General features: G+C 63.9%; 14 protein-coding genes. 7 read left to right on the plus strand and 7 right to left on the minus strand.

The features are described 5' to 3' along the window. Positions 1-239: 239 nt before the first annotated feature. Positions 240-3,755 carry an autotransporter gene (locus ACTHL0_RS13555; RefSeq protein ID WP_440567263.1) on the minus strand — a complete coding sequence of 1,172 codons (3,516 nt, stop codon included), beginning with the start codon at positions 3,753-3,755 and terminating at the stop codon, positions 240-242. Positions 3,756-4,030: 275 nt separating this feature from the next. Between ACTHL0_RS13555 and ACTHL0_RS13560 the strand changes: the two genes are divergently transcribed. Beyond that, on the plus strand, positions 4,031-4,909 hold the full coding sequence (locus ACTHL0_RS13560) for a helix-turn-helix transcriptional regulator (RefSeq protein ID WP_440567264.1): 879 nt from the start codon (positions 4,031-4,033) through the stop codon (positions 4,907-4,909). A 350-nt stretch (positions 4,910-5,259) separates the two neighbouring features. Continuing rightward, positions 5,260-6,201 carry an autoinducer binding domain-containing protein gene (locus ACTHL0_RS13565; RefSeq protein WP_440567265.1) on the plus strand — a complete coding sequence of 314 codons (942 nt, stop codon included), beginning with the start codon at positions 5,260-5,262 and terminating at the stop codon, positions 6,199-6,201. A 27-nt stretch (positions 6,202-6,228) separates the two neighbouring features. Here ACTHL0_RS13565 and ACTHL0_RS13570 read toward each other — a convergent pair whose 3' ends face one another. Next, positions 6,229-7,020 (minus strand): autoinducer binding domain-containing protein, encoded by a 792-nt coding sequence (locus ACTHL0_RS13570; RefSeq protein WP_440567266.1) that lies wholly within the window; start codon positions 7,018-7,020, stop codon positions 6,229-6,231. A gap of 133 nt (positions 7,021-7,153) precedes the next feature. Here ACTHL0_RS13570 and ACTHL0_RS13575 point away from each other — a divergent pair, with 133 nt between their 5' ends. Next, positions 7,154-8,053, plus strand: a complete 900-nt coding sequence (locus ACTHL0_RS13575) for a LuxR family transcriptional regulator (protein WP_440567267.1) — start codon at positions 7,154-7,156, stop codon at positions 8,051-8,053. Between the two features lie 173 nt (positions 8,054-8,226). Here ACTHL0_RS13575 and ACTHL0_RS13580 read toward each other — a convergent pair whose 3' ends face one another. Together ACTHL0_RS13580 and ACTHL0_RS13585 are read right to left on the minus strand one after the other, a co-directional pair. Next, positions 8,227-8,481, minus strand: coding sequence for a type II toxin-antitoxin system Phd/YefM family antitoxin (locus ACTHL0_RS13580; RefSeq protein WP_440567268.1), 255 nt, complete (start codon positions 8,479-8,481; stop codon positions 8,227-8,229). A gap of 182 nt (positions 8,482-8,663) precedes the next feature. Further along, positions 8,664-9,356 (minus strand): FadR/GntR family transcriptional regulator, encoded by a 693-nt coding sequence (locus ACTHL0_RS13585; protein WP_440567269.1) that lies wholly within the window; start codon positions 9,354-9,356, stop codon positions 8,664-8,666. 213 nt (positions 9,357-9,569) lie between these two features. On the opposite strand from ACTHL0_RS13585, the gene ACTHL0_RS13590 reads away from it, so the two are divergent. The 4 genes from ACTHL0_RS13590 to ACTHL0_RS13605 all read left to right on the plus strand — a co-directional run bounded on the left by ACTHL0_RS13590 (position 9,570) and on the right by ACTHL0_RS13605 (position 12,936). Further along, on the plus strand, positions 9,570-10,895 hold the full coding sequence (locus ACTHL0_RS13590) for a C4-dicarboxylate transporter DctA (protein WP_440567270.1): 1,326 nt from the start codon (positions 9,570-9,572) through the stop codon (positions 10,893-10,895). A 105-nt stretch (positions 10,896-11,000) separates the two neighbouring features. Next, positions 11,001-12,017: an allantoicase gene (gene alc, locus ACTHL0_RS13595; RefSeq protein WP_440567271.1), complete on the plus strand. Its 1,017-nt coding sequence runs from the start codon at positions 11,001-11,003 to the stop codon at positions 12,015-12,017. Positions 12,018-12,040: 23 nt separating this feature from the next. Continuing rightward, positions 12,041-12,550 carry an ureidoglycolate lyase gene (locus tag ACTHL0_RS13600; protein WP_440567272.1) on the plus strand — a complete coding sequence of 170 codons (510 nt, stop codon included), beginning with the start codon at positions 12,041-12,043 and terminating at the stop codon, positions 12,548-12,550. Between the two features lie 101 nt (positions 12,551-12,651). Further along, positions 12,652-12,936: a hypothetical protein gene (locus ACTHL0_RS13605; protein WP_440567273.1), complete on the plus strand. Its 285-nt coding sequence runs from the start codon at positions 12,652-12,654 to the stop codon at positions 12,934-12,936. Between the two features lie 116 nt (positions 12,937-13,052). Here the strand turns inward: ACTHL0_RS13605 and ACTHL0_RS13610 are convergent, their stop codons facing one another. From ACTHL0_RS13610 to kdpB, 3 genes are all read right to left on the minus strand, one after another. Next, the gene (locus ACTHL0_RS13610) at positions 13,053-15,851 is read right to left on the minus strand and encodes a DUF4118 domain-containing protein (RefSeq protein ID WP_440567274.1); all 2,799 of its coding nucleotides are present in this window, start codon (positions 15,849-15,851) and stop codon (positions 13,053-13,055) included. A 90-nt stretch (positions 15,852-15,941) separates the two neighbouring features. Beyond that, complete coding sequence (gene kdpC / locus ACTHL0_RS13615; protein WP_440567275.1) at positions 15,942-16,523, minus strand: potassium-transporting ATPase subunit KdpC; 582 nt, start codon at positions 16,521-16,523, stop codon at positions 15,942-15,944. A gap of 104 nt (positions 16,524-16,627) precedes the next feature. Beyond that, positions 16,628-18,604: potassium-transporting ATPase subunit KdpB (kdpB, locus tag ACTHL0_RS13620; protein WP_440567276.1), on the minus strand; the 1,977-nt coding region annotated here is incomplete at its 5' end.

Here is an 18,604-nt window from a genome sequence, read left to right on the forward strand (position 1 = left end):
ACACGGCGAGGGCGCCGCCGAGAGCGAAGACCGAGTGACAGAAACGAAATCGACGTGCCCCCCGACATCCTTCGCCGCCCTTCGCCGTTCCGGCACCCTGTGCGCCGCCTGCCGTGTGCCGTGTGCCGTGTGCCGTGTGCCGTGTGCCGTGTGCCGTGTGCCGTGTGCCGTGTGCCGTGTGCCGTGCGCCGTGCGCCGTGCGCCGTGCGCCGTGCGCCGTGCGCCGTGCGCCGGCAAAGCTAATATCCCTCCTCGTCGATCGATTCCAGCACGGGGAACGGCACGCTCAAGTTGGCGAAATCGTGATCTCCCGTCGCACTCGTTCGAACGTTGAGCGAGAGCCCGACACTCAGACCCGGGCTGCGCGTCGCGCCGTTGCGCTCTCTGATCGACAGCTTGCGCGGCACCCATGCCCTGGGGTCCGCGAGAATTTTGCCGCGCCGCGCCTCGACGAAGGCTTCCACATCCGGATCGTTGCCGGTTTGCCGCGCGAGCGCCGTCAGCAGATCGATCGACGCAGCCGGATCGCGAAGCAATCGAAAGCTATATTTATACGCATGATTGAATTGACGATTGCGGCGTACCGTCTCCACGTATTCGTCGATGCGCGCACCGGCTGCCGCCGCCGGATCGACCAGTGCGGCCGACATGCCAGGCGCGCCCCGCGTTTGCGCTTCACTTTCCCTATTGGCCACGAGCGTCTGAACCAGGGCGGCACGCGCGCCGTCGATCGTTTCCGCATACCGCCTGGAATTGAGCTCCTCGCGCTCGAGCGTGCATGCTCGATAGTTCAGCTTGTCGTTTTCGATCGACAACGTGAGTTTGGCGGTGCTGCCGCTCTCGCCGAGGCCAAGCGTCGCGACCAGCGCATCGAGCGACAGGAGCCCCACGCTGCTGCGTCCGTTCGCATCGAGCGAATGCGAGAAGCCCGGCGCGACGCCGCCGCGCAACTGCGTGAGGTGCCCGCCTCCGATATAACGTTGCTCGATCCGATGACGGCCGGTTCGCTCGGAGGATGCGCCGTCTTGCTTCGACTTCTCCCACCCCATACCAACCGACGGCCCGGAGCTGATACCAAACAGCTTCGCCGTCTTGCCGGTTGTCGGGTTGCGCGCCGATTGCGGGCCGAAGCCGAGCAGTTTTGCGCTCGCGGTTGTATCGACGGTGACGCCTCGCTTCGAGGTGGCCGCGCGCGTGTCGGTCCAACTGATCGACACATCGGGATGATCGAGACAAAGCTCCGCGAGGCGATTGAACGTGCCATTCGCGCCGTCGCCGTGCGGTGTCGCGGCTTCGGCCAGGAAATGGTCCACGACGGCCCAGAAATGCGCCCGCGTCGCCTTGTCATCGAATCCGCTGCCATCGGCTTTGACACGGTGAGGCACACGCACTGTGACACCCGATGCCTCGACCCACTCCTTCGCGTGAAGCGTGACGTTGGTCGCCAGCCCCACACGCAAATTGGTCAACGCCGTTTCGACGTCATAGCCCACCAGCACGCCCGCGCCCGCTTGCCGTTGGGAGGTCTTTGCCCGGCCGACGAACATCTCGAAGCCGTGCGTGCCGTGGCTGAACTCCACCACGGTTTCGCGGGTGCGCGCGGCGCGCACATTGAGCCGAGGAGAAATCGGCATGCCGTGGACGTGGGTCATCGCGTTGAGCCCGCTCGTGCTGAAACCTTGGCGGCCGCCATCGGCCAATCGCAAACGGGCGCTGGACGGCAAGGTTTCCACGAGTTCCTTGAGCAGTGCGCGCACATCGTCGATGCGTTCGGTTTCCAGTGTGGAACCCAGCGGACCGGTCAGTTCCTCGATCGCCGCCGGGATAGAGGACTTGGGCGGGAGCGTCGGGCCCGTTGGCCGAGCCAACGATCGCAACGCGTCCAGCGTCACCCAGAACGGCGAATCGTCGGGCACGCGCGCGACCTTGCCCCAGAGTGCGAGACGCTCGGGCGTATACGCGCGCTTGGCAGCCGACCTGAATGGCTTCGTCCTGGCGAGCTGCCGCGGCGTCATCGCGGCCCAGCGCGCCGTCGCTTTTCTTAAATCCGCAAGCGTCGCTTCCTGAGCCCCATTCGCTGCGGTCAAATCCGCGCACATCTGTTGCGCGCGCCGTGCGACGGCAACAATGGCTTGCTCGTCCATGCGGTCGTGCGGAAACCCCCCGCTTTCCAGCCAGACGTGCAGCGCCGCCAATTCAATGAGCGAGTGCTTGGGCCGTGCATGCCCGAGCACCGCTATGGGTTGCATCGCCGGGCTCTGCTCGAGCGTCGAGAGGCTATCGCGCAGCCCCTGCCGATAAACCTCCTGCTCCTGCTTCGCCGTCTTGCGCGTCGCGCCCTGCGTGCCGAGCCGCAACGCCGAGAGCGGCGAGCTCTGCTGGCCTCGGGTGAGGCGCGGCAGCAGCGTCTTCCATCGGCTTTCGCCGACACGCGGAATCGTCTTTAGCGCGAACTTGTTCAGACGCTCGCGAACCTTCGATAGATCCGTGTTGCGTCCGTCTTCGGTGAACGACTGCTGCCACGCGAACAGCGCGCCCTTCTGATCCGCCGTCAATGCATCGCGGCCATGCTCCAGCCTGGCGGAAGCGGCGTCGAACGCGCGCCGGGCCAACGCCTGCGGCCCCCGTTCGCCAGACGTCAGCGGGACAGGCCCGAGCTTGATACGCGATGCCACCGCACCCGGCGCACCGTCGTGCGACACCACTTCGTCCAACGATCTTGGCAGCGGCGCAAGGACATCGGCCGTGGCCAGCAACGTCTTGAACGTCGAACGGTGCACATCGTCTTTGAATGGCTCGCCCGTTGCCGTGCGCAAGCCGTCGAGGATCCCGAAGCCTTCCGTCGAACGCGCGAGCAGGCGCACGGCGTGCCACGCTTCGCGGTCGGCATCGCTCGTGGATACGCGCGTATGCGGTGCATCGAAGTCGAGCGATACGATTCGCTCCAGCGCCAACTGCGCGCCCGCAACGTCCGTGGCGCCGGCTTGCCGCAGGGCGAGCGCGAGAAGCGCGCCGCGCATCGCCGCAGCCGCTTCTGTCTTCGGTGGCAACGGGCTCTGCGCCGCCAGATCGTACAGGCTGCGAGCCAGCACGCTGGCATGGGCGCCGTATGGCGACGGATGTTCGAAGAGTTGCCGCACATAGACGCGCAGCGCAGGCGGGCTCGTGATCGTATCGATCGGTGTGGCGGCGATCAATGCCCGATACTCCCCCTGTGGTGCGGTGGAAGCGGTGGAAGCGGTGGAAGCGGTAGGAGCGGTAGGAGCGGTAGGAGCGGTAGGAGCGGTAGGAGCGGTAGGAGCGGTAGGCGCGGCAGGCGCGGCAGGCGCGGCAGGCGCAGCAGGCGCGCTGGCGACGCCGAGGCCGATGATTTCCGACACCAGTTGGGCCGCATGGACCGGCGTCTGCTCCCCACCCGCCTGCGCGCCGGAAGCATCCGGCCGATGTTGGCGGCTCCCTTGAACGAAGCGGGTCGATCCCGTTTTGCGACCGTGTTTGGTGTGCTGATAAAGCGCCGTCGCGAAATCGACTCTGCGTGCGCCGAGCGCGTGGCCCGCGTGCGATAGCGTCGCCCTCAGTTTGCCGAGCGCGCCGAGTGGAACCAGGGGCCGCGGCGCGCCCGGTTCGGGAGCAGGCGAGCCCGCGCCCGCCGCACCGGGTGTTGCGCCGTTGGGTGCACCCGCCGCTTGCGCATCAGGCTGTTCTTTTCGAGCGTGTCGCAACGAAAGGACTTTGAGCCGGTTGAACTCAGACATGGGAGCACGACGTTGTGGCACCGGGCTGCACTATGCCGGCCGAATGTGACACGCCGCTTCAATGCCTCTCCCACCGCGCGAAGCGATGGTTAACGGCACGAAGTCGCGCTGTCTCGTCGATCGCGGGATTCGTAGTCAGTCGCGAATCCTTTGCGCCATCAGCCCACCCCACTACTGAAAAGCACAGGCCGTTTCCTATCGCTGCGCGGCTATAGTCGAAATCCATGAAACGTCGCTCGAACATCCGTAGCGGCGGAGACACGATGGAGGGGTGCATGTTGAACGTCGAGGCACGCAACGGCGTGCCGAAAGCAAAGAGCGAGCGGGAAGCACGACACGCAATCGAATTTATCGAAGCCGCTGACTGTCAATTCGTCGTCGGTCAGAACGCCGGCCGCGCCGGTGACACGCACGGTAGCGACCGGACCTCCGAAATCGCGACCGATCTCGCAAACGCTCCTTCGCCGCACGAGCGCAAACAATTGCTCCAAGGCGCGCTGCGCACGATCGGCTTCGATTGGTTCTGCTACTGCCGGCTCACCCGCCTCGGCCAGATGGTCAACCGCGCACGCTACTTCGATTTATGCTCACCGCCCGGCTGGGCGCAGCGTTACGTCGATCAGCGTTACTTCGACCTCGACCCTCGCATGGCTTTTGCATGCCGCCACGATTGGCCGCTCGTATGGGACCACGAGACGCTCCGCACCGAAAGCGCCATCGAGACGGGCGAAACGAGCGAACGTATGCATCGCTTTCTGGAGGACGCGGACGGCAGCGGCATTCGCAGCGGCATCGCATTCGGGCTCGTCGATCCGAACAGTCTCGAGCACAGCGTGATGATCTTCAGCTCCGTCAATGCAACGAGCGAATGGATCGATGACCGCGTGATTGGACAAGCGTATGCGCTGGGCTTGGGCGTTCACGCCTTCCTGGCCGGCCAAATGGCTTCGACGGCATCAACGCCGACGCTCTCCGATCTGCAACGGCGGATCCTTAACTTCACGGCGAGCGGCCTCAGCGATCGGGCAATCGCGCAGCAGTTGAACATGTCGCGCAGTAATGTCGACTACCACATGCGGCAGATCCGCAAAAAATATGGCGTCCTCAATCGTGTTCAGCTCGCGTACCTCGCGGGGCGTCTGTTCGTTGTCTGACGCGCTGCACCGGCTCAAGGCGCAGCAACGCCGTACCTCGGCTTCGGCGTGCCCCCGCCCATTGATGCATCGCACGCGAAAATAGGCCCGCCGCGCACGCCCTAGTCAACCGACTGTAAGGTGCATTCTTACCGGTTCGTCGCATCGCATGGACGCAGGTCTTACCGAGAGCGCTTGCTCTCGGTGGCGGCCGCGGGCGGGCATGACGTGGTTTCGTAGTCCCCCCTCTTGCGTGCGCGCAAATCCGTAGGGCGACTACTGATTCGCTTTTCGCACGAAAGCGGCCGCCGCTGGGATACTGTGCCCTCATACTTCGGCGTGCGGGGCGCCTCTTTCCCGGAGCGAGCAACATGAGTCAGTATGGCAGCAGCGATACGGATACCGACGCCTTAAGCTTCGAAGTCCTGGGCGACGCCGATCTGGATAGCGCGCCAGCGGTGCCCGACGATGACGACGCACCGAACGGGCAGCGGCTCGCCGGGATCGCACAGGAACTGGCGAGAGCGAACGGCGCGCAGGAAAGGCAGGCGCTCCTGCGCCCAGCACTGCGCGCGGCCGGCTTCGATTCGCTGTGCTACATGCGCATTTCGCGCATCGGCGACACGATCAATCGAATCGCTTATTTCAACGCGTTTTCTCCCATCGGATGGGCACCGCGCTATGTGCGCGAACGCTTTTACGAGATCGACGCGCGCCTCGCCTACTCGTGCAGGCACGAATGGCCCATGTTGTGGGATTTGTCGTCGATCGCATCGAGTCCGTCGATCGCCGGCGTCGGCTCGAACGTCCTCGCCGGCGGCGCAATGGGCACGCCCGCCGCACAGCGCACGGCCGCCGCGGCCCGCGTCGAACGCTTCGTCGCGGCCTCGCGCGATGCCGGCATGCAGTCGGGCGTCTCCTTCGGTCTCGGCACATCCGATGCGCTCGATACCTGCGTCGCGATTTTCTCCAATTCGCAGCCGTCCAAGGCCCGAGTGCCCGACATGTCGATCGGCCATGCCTATGCGCTTGCCGTGGGCTTGCACGAGTTCATCCGCCTGCGCGCGCCGCAGATCAACCGGCCTGCTCGTACGGCCGAACTCAGCCAGATTCAACGCTCGATTCTCGAGTTCATCACGCTCGGGCTAAACGACAAGGACATCGCCGAGCGGCTCGGCACCTCGCATCACAACGTCGACTACTCTCTGCGCCAACTTAAAAAGCTCTATCACGCCACCAATCGCGTCCAACTCGCCTACATCGCGGGACGTATGCTGGATGCGCCCGGTGCACACCACGGCGCCGGTTCATAGGCTCGCCCAAGATCGGCGACGGGAAGCCTACGACCGGCTCCACCCCCAACGTGCGGCGAGATACGCGAGTTGGGCGCGGTTTTCGACGTTGAACATTCTCTGCAGCGTCTTGACGTGCTGCGTGATGCGGTGCGCCGACGAGACGATCTCAGCGGCGATCTCGTGATCGGACAGCCCTTTCACGAGCCGCTCGAGCACGGCCGCCTGTTCATCGGTCAGCGTAACGACACGCGCCTTGCGCGCACACTCTTCGACATAGGGCTGCACGATCCGGCCAATCGTGAGGCTCGCCGCCAACACCGTTCCCATGACACGATCGTCGATCCAGCCCGTATCGCCCGCCTCGGACGTCAGCGTGACGGCGACGCGTAAATCGGCGCGCGGTGCCGACAGACCGAGAATGAGCCCGCTGTGCATGGCGTGTGCACGTAATGTCGACAAAAGGCTGCGTACACGCGGTTCGGCCAAATTCGATCGCGCTTCCAATTCATCGAGATTCCAAGTGACGGGAAGCCCGCTTTCGCGCAATACTGCAAGCCGCGGATCCGTTTCATACAGCCGGCTCTTAAGATACGTGGTTGTAAACGCGACGCTTCCCATCTCGCGCATGGCATAGGCACGCAAAATGCGCCGCCCAATGGTTTCCAATGCCATGTATGAGAACGTGGAAAAGCCTGCCTGCTGCAGGCGCTCGCGGCATCCGCGCAGCTCGCACGCGTGCCGCTCGGCCTGCCGCGTCGCATCGACCCGGCCGAGATAAGCAAGCGCATCACCTTGCGAAAACCATACGAGCGCCGGAAATTCGTCATCTGATGTCATCAGCGAAAAGACCCCACCCACCGGTATCGTTTTTTTGCGTTTATTATTACGCGATGTTACGCGCCCGAACATAGACGAATCAAACTACGGGTCATACGACGTAACGTCAAAATCCTCGATCGGAGGCATACCGATGCACTACCCTGCATTGCGCAAGGACGATTCAGCACTTGCTCCGCTTTCGCATTCGTGCGGTACCGACCCGGCAACCGCGGGCCGCGGCCGGACGATCGAGGTCGTCTGGTGCAACGATCCGCGGCAGTTGAGCCTGACGCAGCGTCACGCGCCGCGTCTCGGCATCGCCACGACGCTCGCGGCCGCGCAGAGCGCGCGCGAGCGCAGCCGCATGGTCAATGGCTTGTTGCATCTGATCGGATTTTCGACCTTTGCGTACTTTGCGCTCGAATTCACCCGCGACCGTGTCGATCGGCTGTTTTTGCACGAGGCGTTCATTCCCGGCACCTATCGCGGCGATTACGTCCGCGAGCGTTATCACGATGTCGACCCGCGCACGGCCGCGGCCCGTCAGGGCAGTTTGCCGCTCGTATGGGATCTGCAGCAGCTGCATGCCCAGCCGCCCAGTGTGGTCCGCACCGATGCCGCGCAAGAAGGGCTCGACGGTTTCATCAAGATGATGCGCGACGACGGCATGCGCAGCGGGCTCATGTTCGCGATGTCGATACCGGGCACGCGCATGCACGCGTTCATGAGCTTTACGGCTCAGCGCCGCACGCGCGATTGGATCACCTCGACGACGCTCGAACAAGCACTCACGATCGGCATGTCGGTCCATACGATCGCTTCGCAGCAATTGACGGCCGCGGCCCGCGAACGCACGACGGACGGCCTCACCACGTTCGAACGCGAATTGCTGCTCGGCATCGCCGAAGGCGCCTCCGACAAGGAAATCGGGCGCCGCCTCGACACCAGCGCGCATAACGTCGACTATCACCTGCGCAAGCTGCGCAAACGCTTCGGCGTGGCGAATCGCACCGAGCTGACCTACCTGACGTCGAAGCTCGAGTTGATTTGAGGGTGCTTTGAGGCTCAGGCTGAGCCGAGGCGGGGGTCTAGCGTCGCGCCTTGCCCGCGAGGAGCGAAGGCCCCGGCCCATCGGCAAAAAAATCGGCGGTGGATGCAATGTCCAACCGCGCCCGATTTATTGGTCTGCCGCCTCGCACTCCCGCATTTGCTGGTAGTTGACGGTCACCGATCGTCTTCCTTATCCAAGTCTGCAAATACATCGGCGGCAGCGCGGAATTGGCCCTGTTCGATCTCACGGTTACCCAGCGTCAGAAGCTTTAACAACGCGAGCGTCTGCTCGTAGTCTTCGTATGAGCGCACATCCATAACGACTGGCTTGGCCTCTCCATTTTGAGTGATGAGCATCGGCTCGCGGCTTTCCGTGATCGCTTTCACAATCTCGGCAGCATGGCTCTTGAGGTAGCTGATGGGTTTCACTTGCGTCGAAAATTTCGTGATGGCCTCGCTTCACACTGACAAGACCGATCGTAGTCCGAATTCAGTGCTCCGCCGGTGAAGGACTTCTCCGCGCAAGGATCGCTCCATCGGCGCGGGCAACGGGCGATGATCGGCAATTTTCAGACGAAGTCACGGCCCGCACTGCGGGCGAGCCGCGGACGTTAGCGTGTCGGCGCCGGGAAATGGACACCCGCCCGCTGCGCCGCAGCCGTGATATGCGCCTCGATGCTGCGCCCCGCTGCTTCACAGTCGCGCGCCTTCAGCGCATCGAGAATCGCCCGGTGCTCGCGATAGGTCGACTGCAGCAATTCCCGCCGGTAAAACGGCAAGCGCTGGCTCTCTTTCATGATTTCACTGCTGCTGCGCAAGATCGCTTCGATCGCGCCATTGCCCGCCACGGCGACGATCTGCATATGAAACGCGAAATCGAGACGGGCAGCGGTGTCGAGATCGCCTTCCGTCAACGCCGCGTGCAGCTGCGCCATGTTTTCCTCGAGCGAGCCAATCACCTCGTCGGTCATCGCCAGCGCCGCCATGCGAGCCGCGAACCCTTCCAGCGCATAGCGCACTTGATAGGTATCGGGCAGCGACGACTGCTCCGCGAACCTCCAGGCCGGTCCCGCCTCGGCCCGCGCGCTTTGCACGTACACGCCCTTGCCCGCCCGGATCGTCAATAACCCGAGCGCTTCGAGCGTGGAGAGCGCTTCGCGCAGTGCCGCGCGGCTGATATCCAACTCCTCCGAGAGCTGACGCTGCGCGGGCAGCGCGCTGCCCACCGGATATTCTCCGCGCTCGATTCGTTCACGAATCGTCTCGGTCGCCGCTTCCGTCACCGTCTGGGTCGTGCCTTTCATCGTGCCTGGAAAATCGCTGGTCGGACCAGTATTCTAGCGCGCGACCGCCGTGCCGCCCGCAGCCGAACGTCGTCCTGTCACAAACGACGGGTATACCACTACCGCCGTTATGCTTGACGCAACTATATCGGCTTCCTAATCTTCGCCATAAGTCGTCCGGTCTTACCAGTTAGACCAGATGATTACCGCCCGCTACCATCCTTGGAGAAAGCCGTGCTCAGATTCATCAATTCGCTGTTCGGCCGCGTCATGATCGCGCTCGTGGCCGGCATCGCGATCGGCGCCGTGTTCCCTCATTTCGCGCAGTCGCTGCGGCCGTTCGGAGACGGCTTCCTCAAGTTGATCACGATGGTGATCGGGCCGATCGTGTTCTGCGTGGTGGTAAGCGGCATCGCCAGCGCCGGCAACTTGAAGAAGGTGGGCCGCGTGGGCGGCAAAGCCATCGTCTACTTCGAAGTCATGACGTCGATCGCGCTCATGATCGGCGCCGTACTCGCGCTGGTATTCAAGCCCGGTACCGGTATGAACGTCGACGTTCACTCGCTCGACGCGCAAGCCCTGACCACGTATACCGAGCACGCCAAGAGCCTCAAGGACGTCGCGGCCTTCCTCTTGAAAATCATCCCCAGCACGGCCTTCGACGCGTTCGCGAGAGGCGACATCCTGCAAGTGCTCGTGTTTGCCGTGCTGTTCGGCTCCGCGTTGTCGCTGCTCGGCGAGAAGGCCAAACGCGTGAGCTCGCTGATCGACGAACTGGCCCAGGTGTTCTTCCGCATCATGGGCTTCATCATCAAACTCGCGCCGCTGGGCGTGCTCGGTGCAATCGCGTTCACCACGGGCACCTATGGCGTCGCCTCGCTCGAGCAACTGGGCTTGCTCGTGCTCGTCTTCTACGCGAGCTGCGCGGCGTTCGTTGTCATCGTGCTCGGCGTGGTGATGAAGCTCGCCGGCTTCAACGTCTTCAAGCTCGTACGCTACCTGCGCGAAGAACTCTTGATCGTGCTCGGCACGGCTTCGTCGGATGCGGTTCTGCCCCAAGTCATGCGCAAGCTCGAATGGATGGGGGTCAAGGATTCGACGGTCGGCCTCGTCATTCCCACGGGCTATTCGTTCAACCTCGACGGCTTCTCGATCTATCTGACGCTCGCCGTGCTGTTCATCGCACAGGCCACGAACACGCCGCTGTCGATGCACGACTTGATCGTCGTCGTGTTGGTCTCGCTCGTGACGTCCAAGGGTGCGCACGGCATCCCCGGCTCTGCGATCGTGATTCTCGCGGCCACGCTTTCGGCGATCCCCGCTATCCCCGTGCTCGGCCTCGTGCTGATTCTTCCCGTCGATTGGTTCGTCGGCATCGCGCGCGCCGTGACCAACCTGATCGGCAACTGCGTGGCGACGGTAGTCGTCGCCTCATGGGAGCGCGACATCGATCGTGCCCGCGCACACCGCGTACTCGATCAAGACCCCGATCTGCGCTTCGTGCAGGAAGCCGCGATCCCCGCACTCGACACGCCCGCTCACGGCGCGCCCGCCGTTTGACCGAAGCGCGCTACACGTCCCGGCACGGCCCCACCGCCCTACCGATCGTCGAAAGAGGCTGCCCCGCCTCTTTCGACCTCACCCTCCGATGACTCGCAAATCACCATGGCCATTCCGACGCTAGACCCCAACGCTCCCGATTTCACGCGCCGCTGCCTGAACCTGGCGGATCCGCGGCTCGGCGCCAAGGCGGTCGCCGCCAGCGACGAATTCTTCGCACCCAAAGAACGCATGCTCGATCCGCAACCGGCGGTGTTCATCCCCGGCAAGTACGACGATCACGGCAAATGGATGGACGGTTGGGAGACGCGCCGCAAACGTACGACGGGCCAGGACCATTGCATCGTCAAGCTGGCTCGGCGCGGCACGATCGAAGGCGTCGACATCGACACCAGCCATTTCACCGGTAACTACCCGCCCGCCGCTTCGATCGAAGGCTGCGCGAGTACAAGCGATCTGCCGCCCGACGACGCCCGCTGGCACACCCTCGTGCCGCCCACGGCGCTACAGGGAAATCAGCATCACTACATCGGTGTGAATCACGCCGATACGTTCACGCATATCCGCATTACGCTGTTCCCCGACGGCGGCGTGGCCAGGCTGCGCATCTATGGGCGGCCCGCGCTGGAAGACTCGCTCGCCTCGGCAGCAGACGGCCAAGGTCTCGATCTCGCGGCCGCCGTCAACGGTGCCTATGTCGTCTGTGCGAACAATCAGCATTTCGGATTGGCGGCCAACATGCTGCTGCCGGGCCGCGGCGTGAACATGGGCGACGGATGGGAAACGCGCCGACGCCGCGAGCCGGGCAACGATTGGGCAATCATCGCGCTCGCGCGGCCGGGCGTGATCCGCAAGATCGAAGTCGACACCGCGTTCTTCAAAGGGAACTACCCCGATCGCTGCTCGGTGCAGGCGGCCTACGTCACGGGCGGGACGGATGAATCGCTCGTCACGCAAGCGATGTTCTGGCCCGTCCTGCTTCCCGAGCAATCGCTGCAGATGGACAACCAGCACTTCTACGAGCGCGAGATTGCGGCGCTCGGCGCGGTCACGCATGTGCGCTTCAACATCTTCCCCGACGGCGGCGTCTCGCGGCTTCGCCTCTGGGGCGAGCCGGCTTAAGGCCTAAGGCGTAAGGAGAACACATGAGCCTCACGCTTGCCCTCGAGCCGCTCACCCGTGCTGCGTTCGCACCGTTCGGCGATGTCATTTCGCTCGACGGCGCCCGTCACTTTTCCATCAATGGCGGTACGACCGAGCGCTTTCACGATCTGGCGAAGATCGACCTCGGCGAAGCGGACGGGCGCACGCTGGTCAACGTGTTTCGCGGGCAACCGCGAGCGCTGCCGTTCGAAGTCGCGATGATGGAGCGCCACCCGCACGGCAGCCAGGCTTTCATTCCGTTGTCGGATGGCCGCTATCTCGTCGTCGTCGCACCGGCGGGCCCGTTCGACGAGCGACGCATGCGCGCGTTCGCCGTCGACGGCCGCGTCGGGGTGAACTATGCACGCGGCGTCTGGCATCATCCGCTGATCGCACTCGATGCTGTCGCCGATTTTCTCGTGATCGATCGCGGCGGCAATCTGCCGAACTGCGACGAAATCGAACTGTCGCAACCGTACCGCCTGAGCTTCGACGAATTGGCCGTGACGTAGGCCCGAGGCGGGCGCCATTGCCTTGGCCCCGCGCCTGCCCCCTTCCCCGCCGCCCATTGCGCCCCGTGAGCGTCGCCGCGATTGCCGGTAGAATGAGCGGCATGGACAAGTGCCGTTATTGCGGAAAAATCCGTGACGAATGGGAATGCCATGGGCAAGCGTGCCGGACCGCGATCGCCAAGGCGCTGCGCCGGCATCGCTCCGGCCTGCCGATGGTGGCGAACGTCATCCGCAACGAAGTGCCCGCAGGCGCCAGCACGGGCGAGGTGATCGCCGTCCTCTCGCGGCAGCGCCTGAGAGCGCGGCGCGCCAACGAGGAGCGACGCGAGCAGCGCGAAGCCGAAGGCTACGAGCAGGCCCCGCAAAGCACACCGACGAGCCGATAACCGATACCGGTTTCCGCTTCCGCTTCCGCTTCCGCTTCCGCTTCCGCTTCCGCTTCCGCTTCCGCTTCCGCTTCCGCTTCCGTTTCCGCTTCCGCTTCCGTTTCCGCTTCCGCCCGTCACGATGCGCTGGGGCTGGGCCGAATCGGTTCGTCTGGAGCGTCAATACCCTCGATCGGCTCGGCCTCGATCGCCGGCGTTTCGTTCGCCGGAATCGTGAACCAGAACGTCGCGCCAATCACTGCGCCACCGGCATCGCGGCGGTTGTCTGCCCCGATCTGGCCACCGTGCGCCTCGACGATCGCGCGGCAAATCGCGAGCCCCAATCCGATGCCGGGCTTCGCCGATTCCCTCTCGCCACGCGTGAACTTCTCGAACAAGCGCGACTCCATCCCGGCCGGCAAGCCCGGCCCGCTGTCCCGCACTTCGACTTTGACGAAGCGCTCCGAGCCCGTTTCGAGCGTGGACGCCGCAATCGTGATCGGCGAGCGCGCCGGCGTGTACTTCGACGCATTCTCGAACAGGTTCGCGAAGAGCCGCTCCACCAGCACCGCATCGAGCTGCACGAGCGGCAAATCGGCCGGCACGTGCGCTTCGATGGTCCGGCCGGCGAGCATCCGGCGGCAAGAGGACAACGCCGCCCCCACCACCTCCTCGATCGACGACCATTGCCGATTGAGCCGCATGCTGCCCTCCTGAAGCCGTGCCATATCGAGCAGGTTCGTCACGAGCCCGGTCATGCGCAACGCCTCATCGTGGATGGCATCCGCCAGCGCCTGCTCGCGTTCGCCCATCGGCCCGCTGCCAGGCGCCTCCGCCAGCATCGAGGCGAAGCCCACGATCGACGTCAGCGGCGTGCGCAGATCGTGCGAAATCGCCGACAGCAGCGAATTGCGCAGCCGCTCCGATTCCATGCTGACGAGCGCATCCTGCGCAATCTCGACGTAGTGGACACGCTCCAGCGCCAGCGCGATCTGCGACGCCAACGTATCGATCATGCGCCGCTGCTCCGGAATCTCGAACTCCTCCATGCGCGACGAGAAGATCGCGATCACCCCGCGCGTCCGCATGGGGGCTTTCAGCGGCAAATACAGCGCGGGGGCCGCCGGCAGCGTATCGGTGCCATGGCCTGCGTGCTTCTGCTGGTCGTACACCCATTGCGCGATGTCCGTGTCGACGGCCGACGCATCGAGCGTCAACGCCTCGTCGGGATTCTCGATCTTCTGCCGGACCTTCTCCGCGCTATCGGGAAGCAAAATCGCGACACGCGCCTGAAACACTTCGGCCACATGGCGCGTGCCGATCTCGATGATTTGCGCCGTCGTCAACGCGGCGCCGAGCTCGCGTGCCATGGCGAACATCGCACCGGTCCGGCGTTCGCGCAGGGTGGCGACGCGCGCCTGGCGACGCAGGCTCGCCGTCAGATGGCTGATCGTCAGCGACGTCATCAGCATGACGCCGAACGTCAGCAGATACTGCGTGTCGGATACCGTGAACGACATTCGCGGCGGCACAAAAAAGAAATCGAAGGCCGCCACGCCGAGAAACGAGAACATCACGCCCGGGCCACGTCCCAGCTTCGCAGCCGTGAAGATCGTGCCGAGCAGATACAGCATGACCAGATTCGCGAGCGAGATATGATCGACGAAATAGCTTTCGACGATCGTAATCGCCGCACACATGCCGAATGCGTAGGTGTACGAAACGAATGGGGAGCGGCCGCTGCCGGCACCGATACCGGCGAAGCGCGTGACGGCTTCGCCGCGTTCGGCCGTCTCGCGCACCGTGCCGGAATTGACGAGCGTCACATCGATATCGCGCGCGGCGCGAATCAGGCGCTCGCCCGTCGAGCGCCGCAGCCATCCCAGCCAGCCCGACGTCGGTGTCGCCCCTACGACGAGTTTGGACACATTGCGCATGCGCGCATAGGCGATCAGTGTTTGTGCGGCATCCTGCCCTTGTAGCGTGACCGTTTCAGCGCCGAGTTCGGACGCCAGCTTCAGGGCATCGAGCGTGCGTTTGCGAATCGCATCGGGCAACCGCTGCAACGCCGGCGTCTCGACATAGACGGCGAGCCAATCGGCCTTCAGGCTCGATGCGAGGCGGGCCGCCGCGCGCACGAGCGTCGTGCTTTCCGGGCCGGCGCCCACGCAGACGATGATCCGTTCGCGCGCCTGCCAAATGCGCTCGATCGATTGATCGGCGCGATACTCACGCATCTGCGCATCGACACGATCGGCCGTGCGCCGCAACGCGAGTTCGCGCAATGCAATGAGGTTGCCCTTGCGGAAGAAATTGCGAACGGCGTTTTCCGCTTGATGCGGCAGATAGACTTTTCCCTCGCGCAGGCGATCGAGCAATTCCTCGGCAGGCAAATCGACGAGTGTCACCTCGTCGGCCCGATCGAACACGCGATCGGGCACCGTCTCCCACACCCGAATACCGGTTATGTGCCCGACGACATCGTTCAAGCTTTCCAGATGCTGGACGTTGACGGTGGTATAGATGTCGATCCCTGCATCCAGCAACTCGTGAACGTCCTGCCAGCGTTTCAGATGACGCGAGCCTTGGACGTTCGAATGCGCCAATTCGTCGACGAGCATCAGACCGGGCTTGCGCGCCAGCGCCGCATCGAGATCGAACTCGGCCAGTTGACGCCCGCGGTATTCGATGCGAGCAGGCGCCAGTACCTCGAGCCCGTCGAGCAACGCGAGGGTTTCCTTGCGGCCATGCGTTTCGATCACGCCGACGACGACATCGGCACCTTCCTCCAGCCGGCGCCGGGCGGCCTGCAGCATCGCGAACGTCTTGCCGACACCGGCCGATGACCCAAAGAAAACCTTCAACCGGCCGCGGTGGCGCTTTTCCTCCTCGCGCTGAATCTTATCGAGTAGCGCGTCGGGATCCGGTCGTTCCATAGAGCGTCTTCATCGTGGTCAAAGGTGTTGCGTGATCATTGGCGAGCCTGACGCTCGCTGCGTGCCGCACTACAACACGCTTCACTGTATTCAGTCTAGCTGCTTCAGTTGATCCAACGCGAGATTAAGCTTGAGCACGTTCACACGCGGCTCGCCCAGTACCCCCCATTGCCGCCCCAAGGTGTTGCGCGCGATCAGCGCGCGAACCTGGTCAACACTCAAGCCGCGCGCCTTCGCCACACGTGCGGCCTGGTAGGCGGCCGCCGCCGGCGAAATCTCGGGATCCAGGCCGCTGCCCGACGAAGTCACGAGATCGACCGGCACTGGCAGCGTATTGCCAGGATCAACATGGCGCAGCGCGCTCAATCGGCCTTTCACTTCGTCGGCGAGCGCGGGATTCGTCGGACCGAAGTTCGAGCCGCCCGAACTCTGCGCGTTATATGGATTCGGCAATGTGGCCGATAAACGGCCCCAGAAATAACCGGGCGCGTCGAATTGCTGCCCGATCAGCTCGGAGCCGATCGTCTTACCGTCTTTTTCGATCAGGCTGCCGTTCGCCCGGTGTGGAAAAACGGCCTGCCCGATCGCCGTCACAACGACCGGATAAACAATGCCCGTGACCACCGTCAATGCGGCAAACAGCACCACCATGGGTCTCAACAGATTTTTCATGATCAATCGATGCAAACAAAACAGGTTCCGAAACGGCCCGCGTCAAGCGACATCCCTCTTTCGATTCGCCGACCGGGTTCGTCATATCGATCGCGTGGCGCGCGTTATGCCCAGCCCGTCGCCGCGAGCAGCATGTCGATCAACTTGATGAACGGAAACGGCAGCAAGAGGCCGCCGAGGCCGTAGACGAGCAGATTGCGGCGCAATAGCGAAGCGGCCCCGAGTGCGCGATACTTCACGCCCTTCAACGCAAGCGGGATCAAGAACACGATAATCAGTGCGTTGAAGACCACCGCCGACATGATGGCCGATGCGGGCGAACTCAAATGCATGATGTCGAGCACGCGCAGTTGCGGATACGTCGTCGCGAACGCCGCTGGAATGATGGCGAAGTACTTGGCCACATCGTTGGCGATCGAGAAGGTCGTCAGCGAGCCGCGCGTCATCAGCATTTGTTTGCCGATTTCGACGATTTCGATCAGCTTCGTCGGGTTCGAGTCGAGATCGACCATGTTGCCGGCCTCTTTCGCCGCCTGCGTGCCCGTGTTCATCGCCACCGCCACGTCGGCCTGCGCGAGCGCCGGGGCGTCGTTGGTGCCGTCGCCTGTCATGGCCACGAGGCGCCCTTCGGCCTGGTGCGAACGGATCATCTTCAGCTTCGCCTCGGGCGTCGCTTCGGCCAGGAAATCGTCCACTCCCGCTTCGGCTGCAATCGCGGCGGCGGTCAATCGGTTATCGCCGGTGATCATGACCGTCTTGATGCCCATCTTGCGCAATTCGGCGAAGCGCTCCTTGATGCCGCCCTTGACGATGTCTTTCAACTCGATTACGCCCAGAATGCGGGCTACGCCGTTCGCCTTTTCCGCCACGACGAGCGGCGTGCTGCCGCGGCGCGCGACATCGTCCACCGCATTGATGACTTCTTGCGGGTAACGGCCGCCGTTCTCTTCGACATATTGCTTCACCGCACTCGATGCGCCCTTGCGGATCTCGCGGTTGGGCAGATCGACCCCGCTCATACGCGTTTGCGCGGTAAAGCTCAGGAAGACGGCGTTGAGCGCATGCATATCGCGTTCGCGAATGTTGAAGCGCTGCTTCGCGAGCACGACGATGCTGCGGCCCTCCGGCGTTTCGTCGGCCAGCGAGGACAGTTGCGCGGCGTCGGCCAATGCCTCCTCCGACACGCCGGGCGCCGGTGCGAACGACGACGCCTGCCGATTGCCGAGCGTAATCGTCCCGGTTTTGTCGAGCAACAGGACGTCGACGTCGCCGGCCGCTTCCACCGCGCGGCCCGACGTCGCAATGACGTTCGCCTGCATCATCCGGCTCATGCCGGCCACGCCGATGGCCGAGAGCAGGCCGCCGATCGTCGTCGGGATCAGGCAGACGAGCAGCGCGACCAGCGCCGTGATCGTCACGACGTGGCCAGCATGAGCGGCCGCCACCGAGAAGATCGAGAACGGCAGCAGCGTGGCGGTCGCGAACAGCAGTACGAGCGTCAGTGCAACGAGCAGGATCGTGAGCGCGATTTCGTTCGGCGTCTTTTGCCGTTTGGCGCCTTCCACCATCGCAATCATGCGATCGAGAAACGCCTCGCCGGGATTCACGCTCACGCGCACCACGATCCAATCCGAGAGCACGCGCGTGCCGCCGGTGACCGACGAAAAATCGCCGCCCGACTCGCGAATGACCGGCGCCGATTCGCCCGTGATCGCCGATTCGTCGACCGACGCGACGCCTTCGATGACCTCGCCATCGGCCGGAATCGTATCGCCCGTTTCCACGATCACGACATCGCCTTTACGCAGATCGGTGGACGTGACGATCAAAACCGGCGCCTTCGGATGCGGCTCGTTCAGCTTCTTGGCCATGACGTTGTGCTTCGCGCTGCGCAGCGACGCGGCCTGCGCCTTCGAACGCCCTTCCGCGAGCGCTTCGGCGAAGTTGGCGAACAGCACCGTGAACCAGAGCCACAGCGCGATGGCGAGAATGAATCCCGCCGGCGCCTCGGCCTGGCCCGAGAGCGCGGCGATCCAGAGGATCGTCGTCAAGATGCTGCCGACATAGACGCAGAACATCAC

This window comes from Trinickia sp., from assembly GCF_051961175.1.
In the GTDB taxonomy this organism is placed as follows: Bacteria; Pseudomonadota; Gammaproteobacteria; order Burkholderiales; family Burkholderiaceae; genus Trinickia.

Coding starts and splice junctions, on each gene's coding strand:
- ACTHL0_RS13555 (WP_440567263.1), bottom strand. CDS start 3,755: ATGTCTGAGTTCAACCGGCTCAAAGTCCTTTCGTTGCGACACGCTCGA.
- ACTHL0_RS13560 (WP_440567264.1), top strand. CDS start 4,031: ATGTTGAACGTCGAGGCACGCAACGGCGTGCCGAAAGCAAAGAGCGAG.
- ACTHL0_RS13565 (WP_440567265.1), top strand. CDS start 5,260: ATGAGTCAGTATGGCAGCAGCGATACGGATACCGACGCCTTAAGCTTC.
- ACTHL0_RS13570 (WP_440567266.1), bottom strand. CDS start 7,020: ATGACATCAGATGACGAATTTCCGGCGCTCGTATGGTTTTCGCAAGGT.
- ACTHL0_RS13575 (WP_440567267.1), top strand. CDS start 7,154: ATGCACTACCCTGCATTGCGCAAGGACGATTCAGCACTTGCTCCGCTT.
- ACTHL0_RS13585 (WP_440567269.1), bottom strand. CDS start 9,356: ATGAAAGGCACGACCCAGACGGTGACGGAAGCGGCGACCGAGACGATT.
- alc (WP_440567271.1), top strand. CDS start 11,001: ATGGCCATTCCGACGCTAGACCCCAACGCTCCCGATTTCACGCGCCGC.
- ACTHL0_RS13600 (WP_440567272.1), top strand. CDS start 12,041: ATGAGCCTCACGCTTGCCCTCGAGCCGCTCACCCGTGCTGCGTTCGCA.
- ACTHL0_RS13605 (WP_440567273.1), top strand. CDS start 12,652: ATGGACAAGTGCCGTTATTGCGGAAAAATCCGTGACGAATGGGAATGC.
- ACTHL0_RS13610 (WP_440567274.1), bottom strand. CDS start 15,851: ATGGAACGACCGGATCCCGACGCGCTACTCGATAAGATTCAGCGCGAG.
- kdpC (WP_440567275.1), bottom strand. CDS start 16,523: ATGAAAAATCTGTTGAGACCCATGGTGGTGCTGTTTGCCGCATTGACG.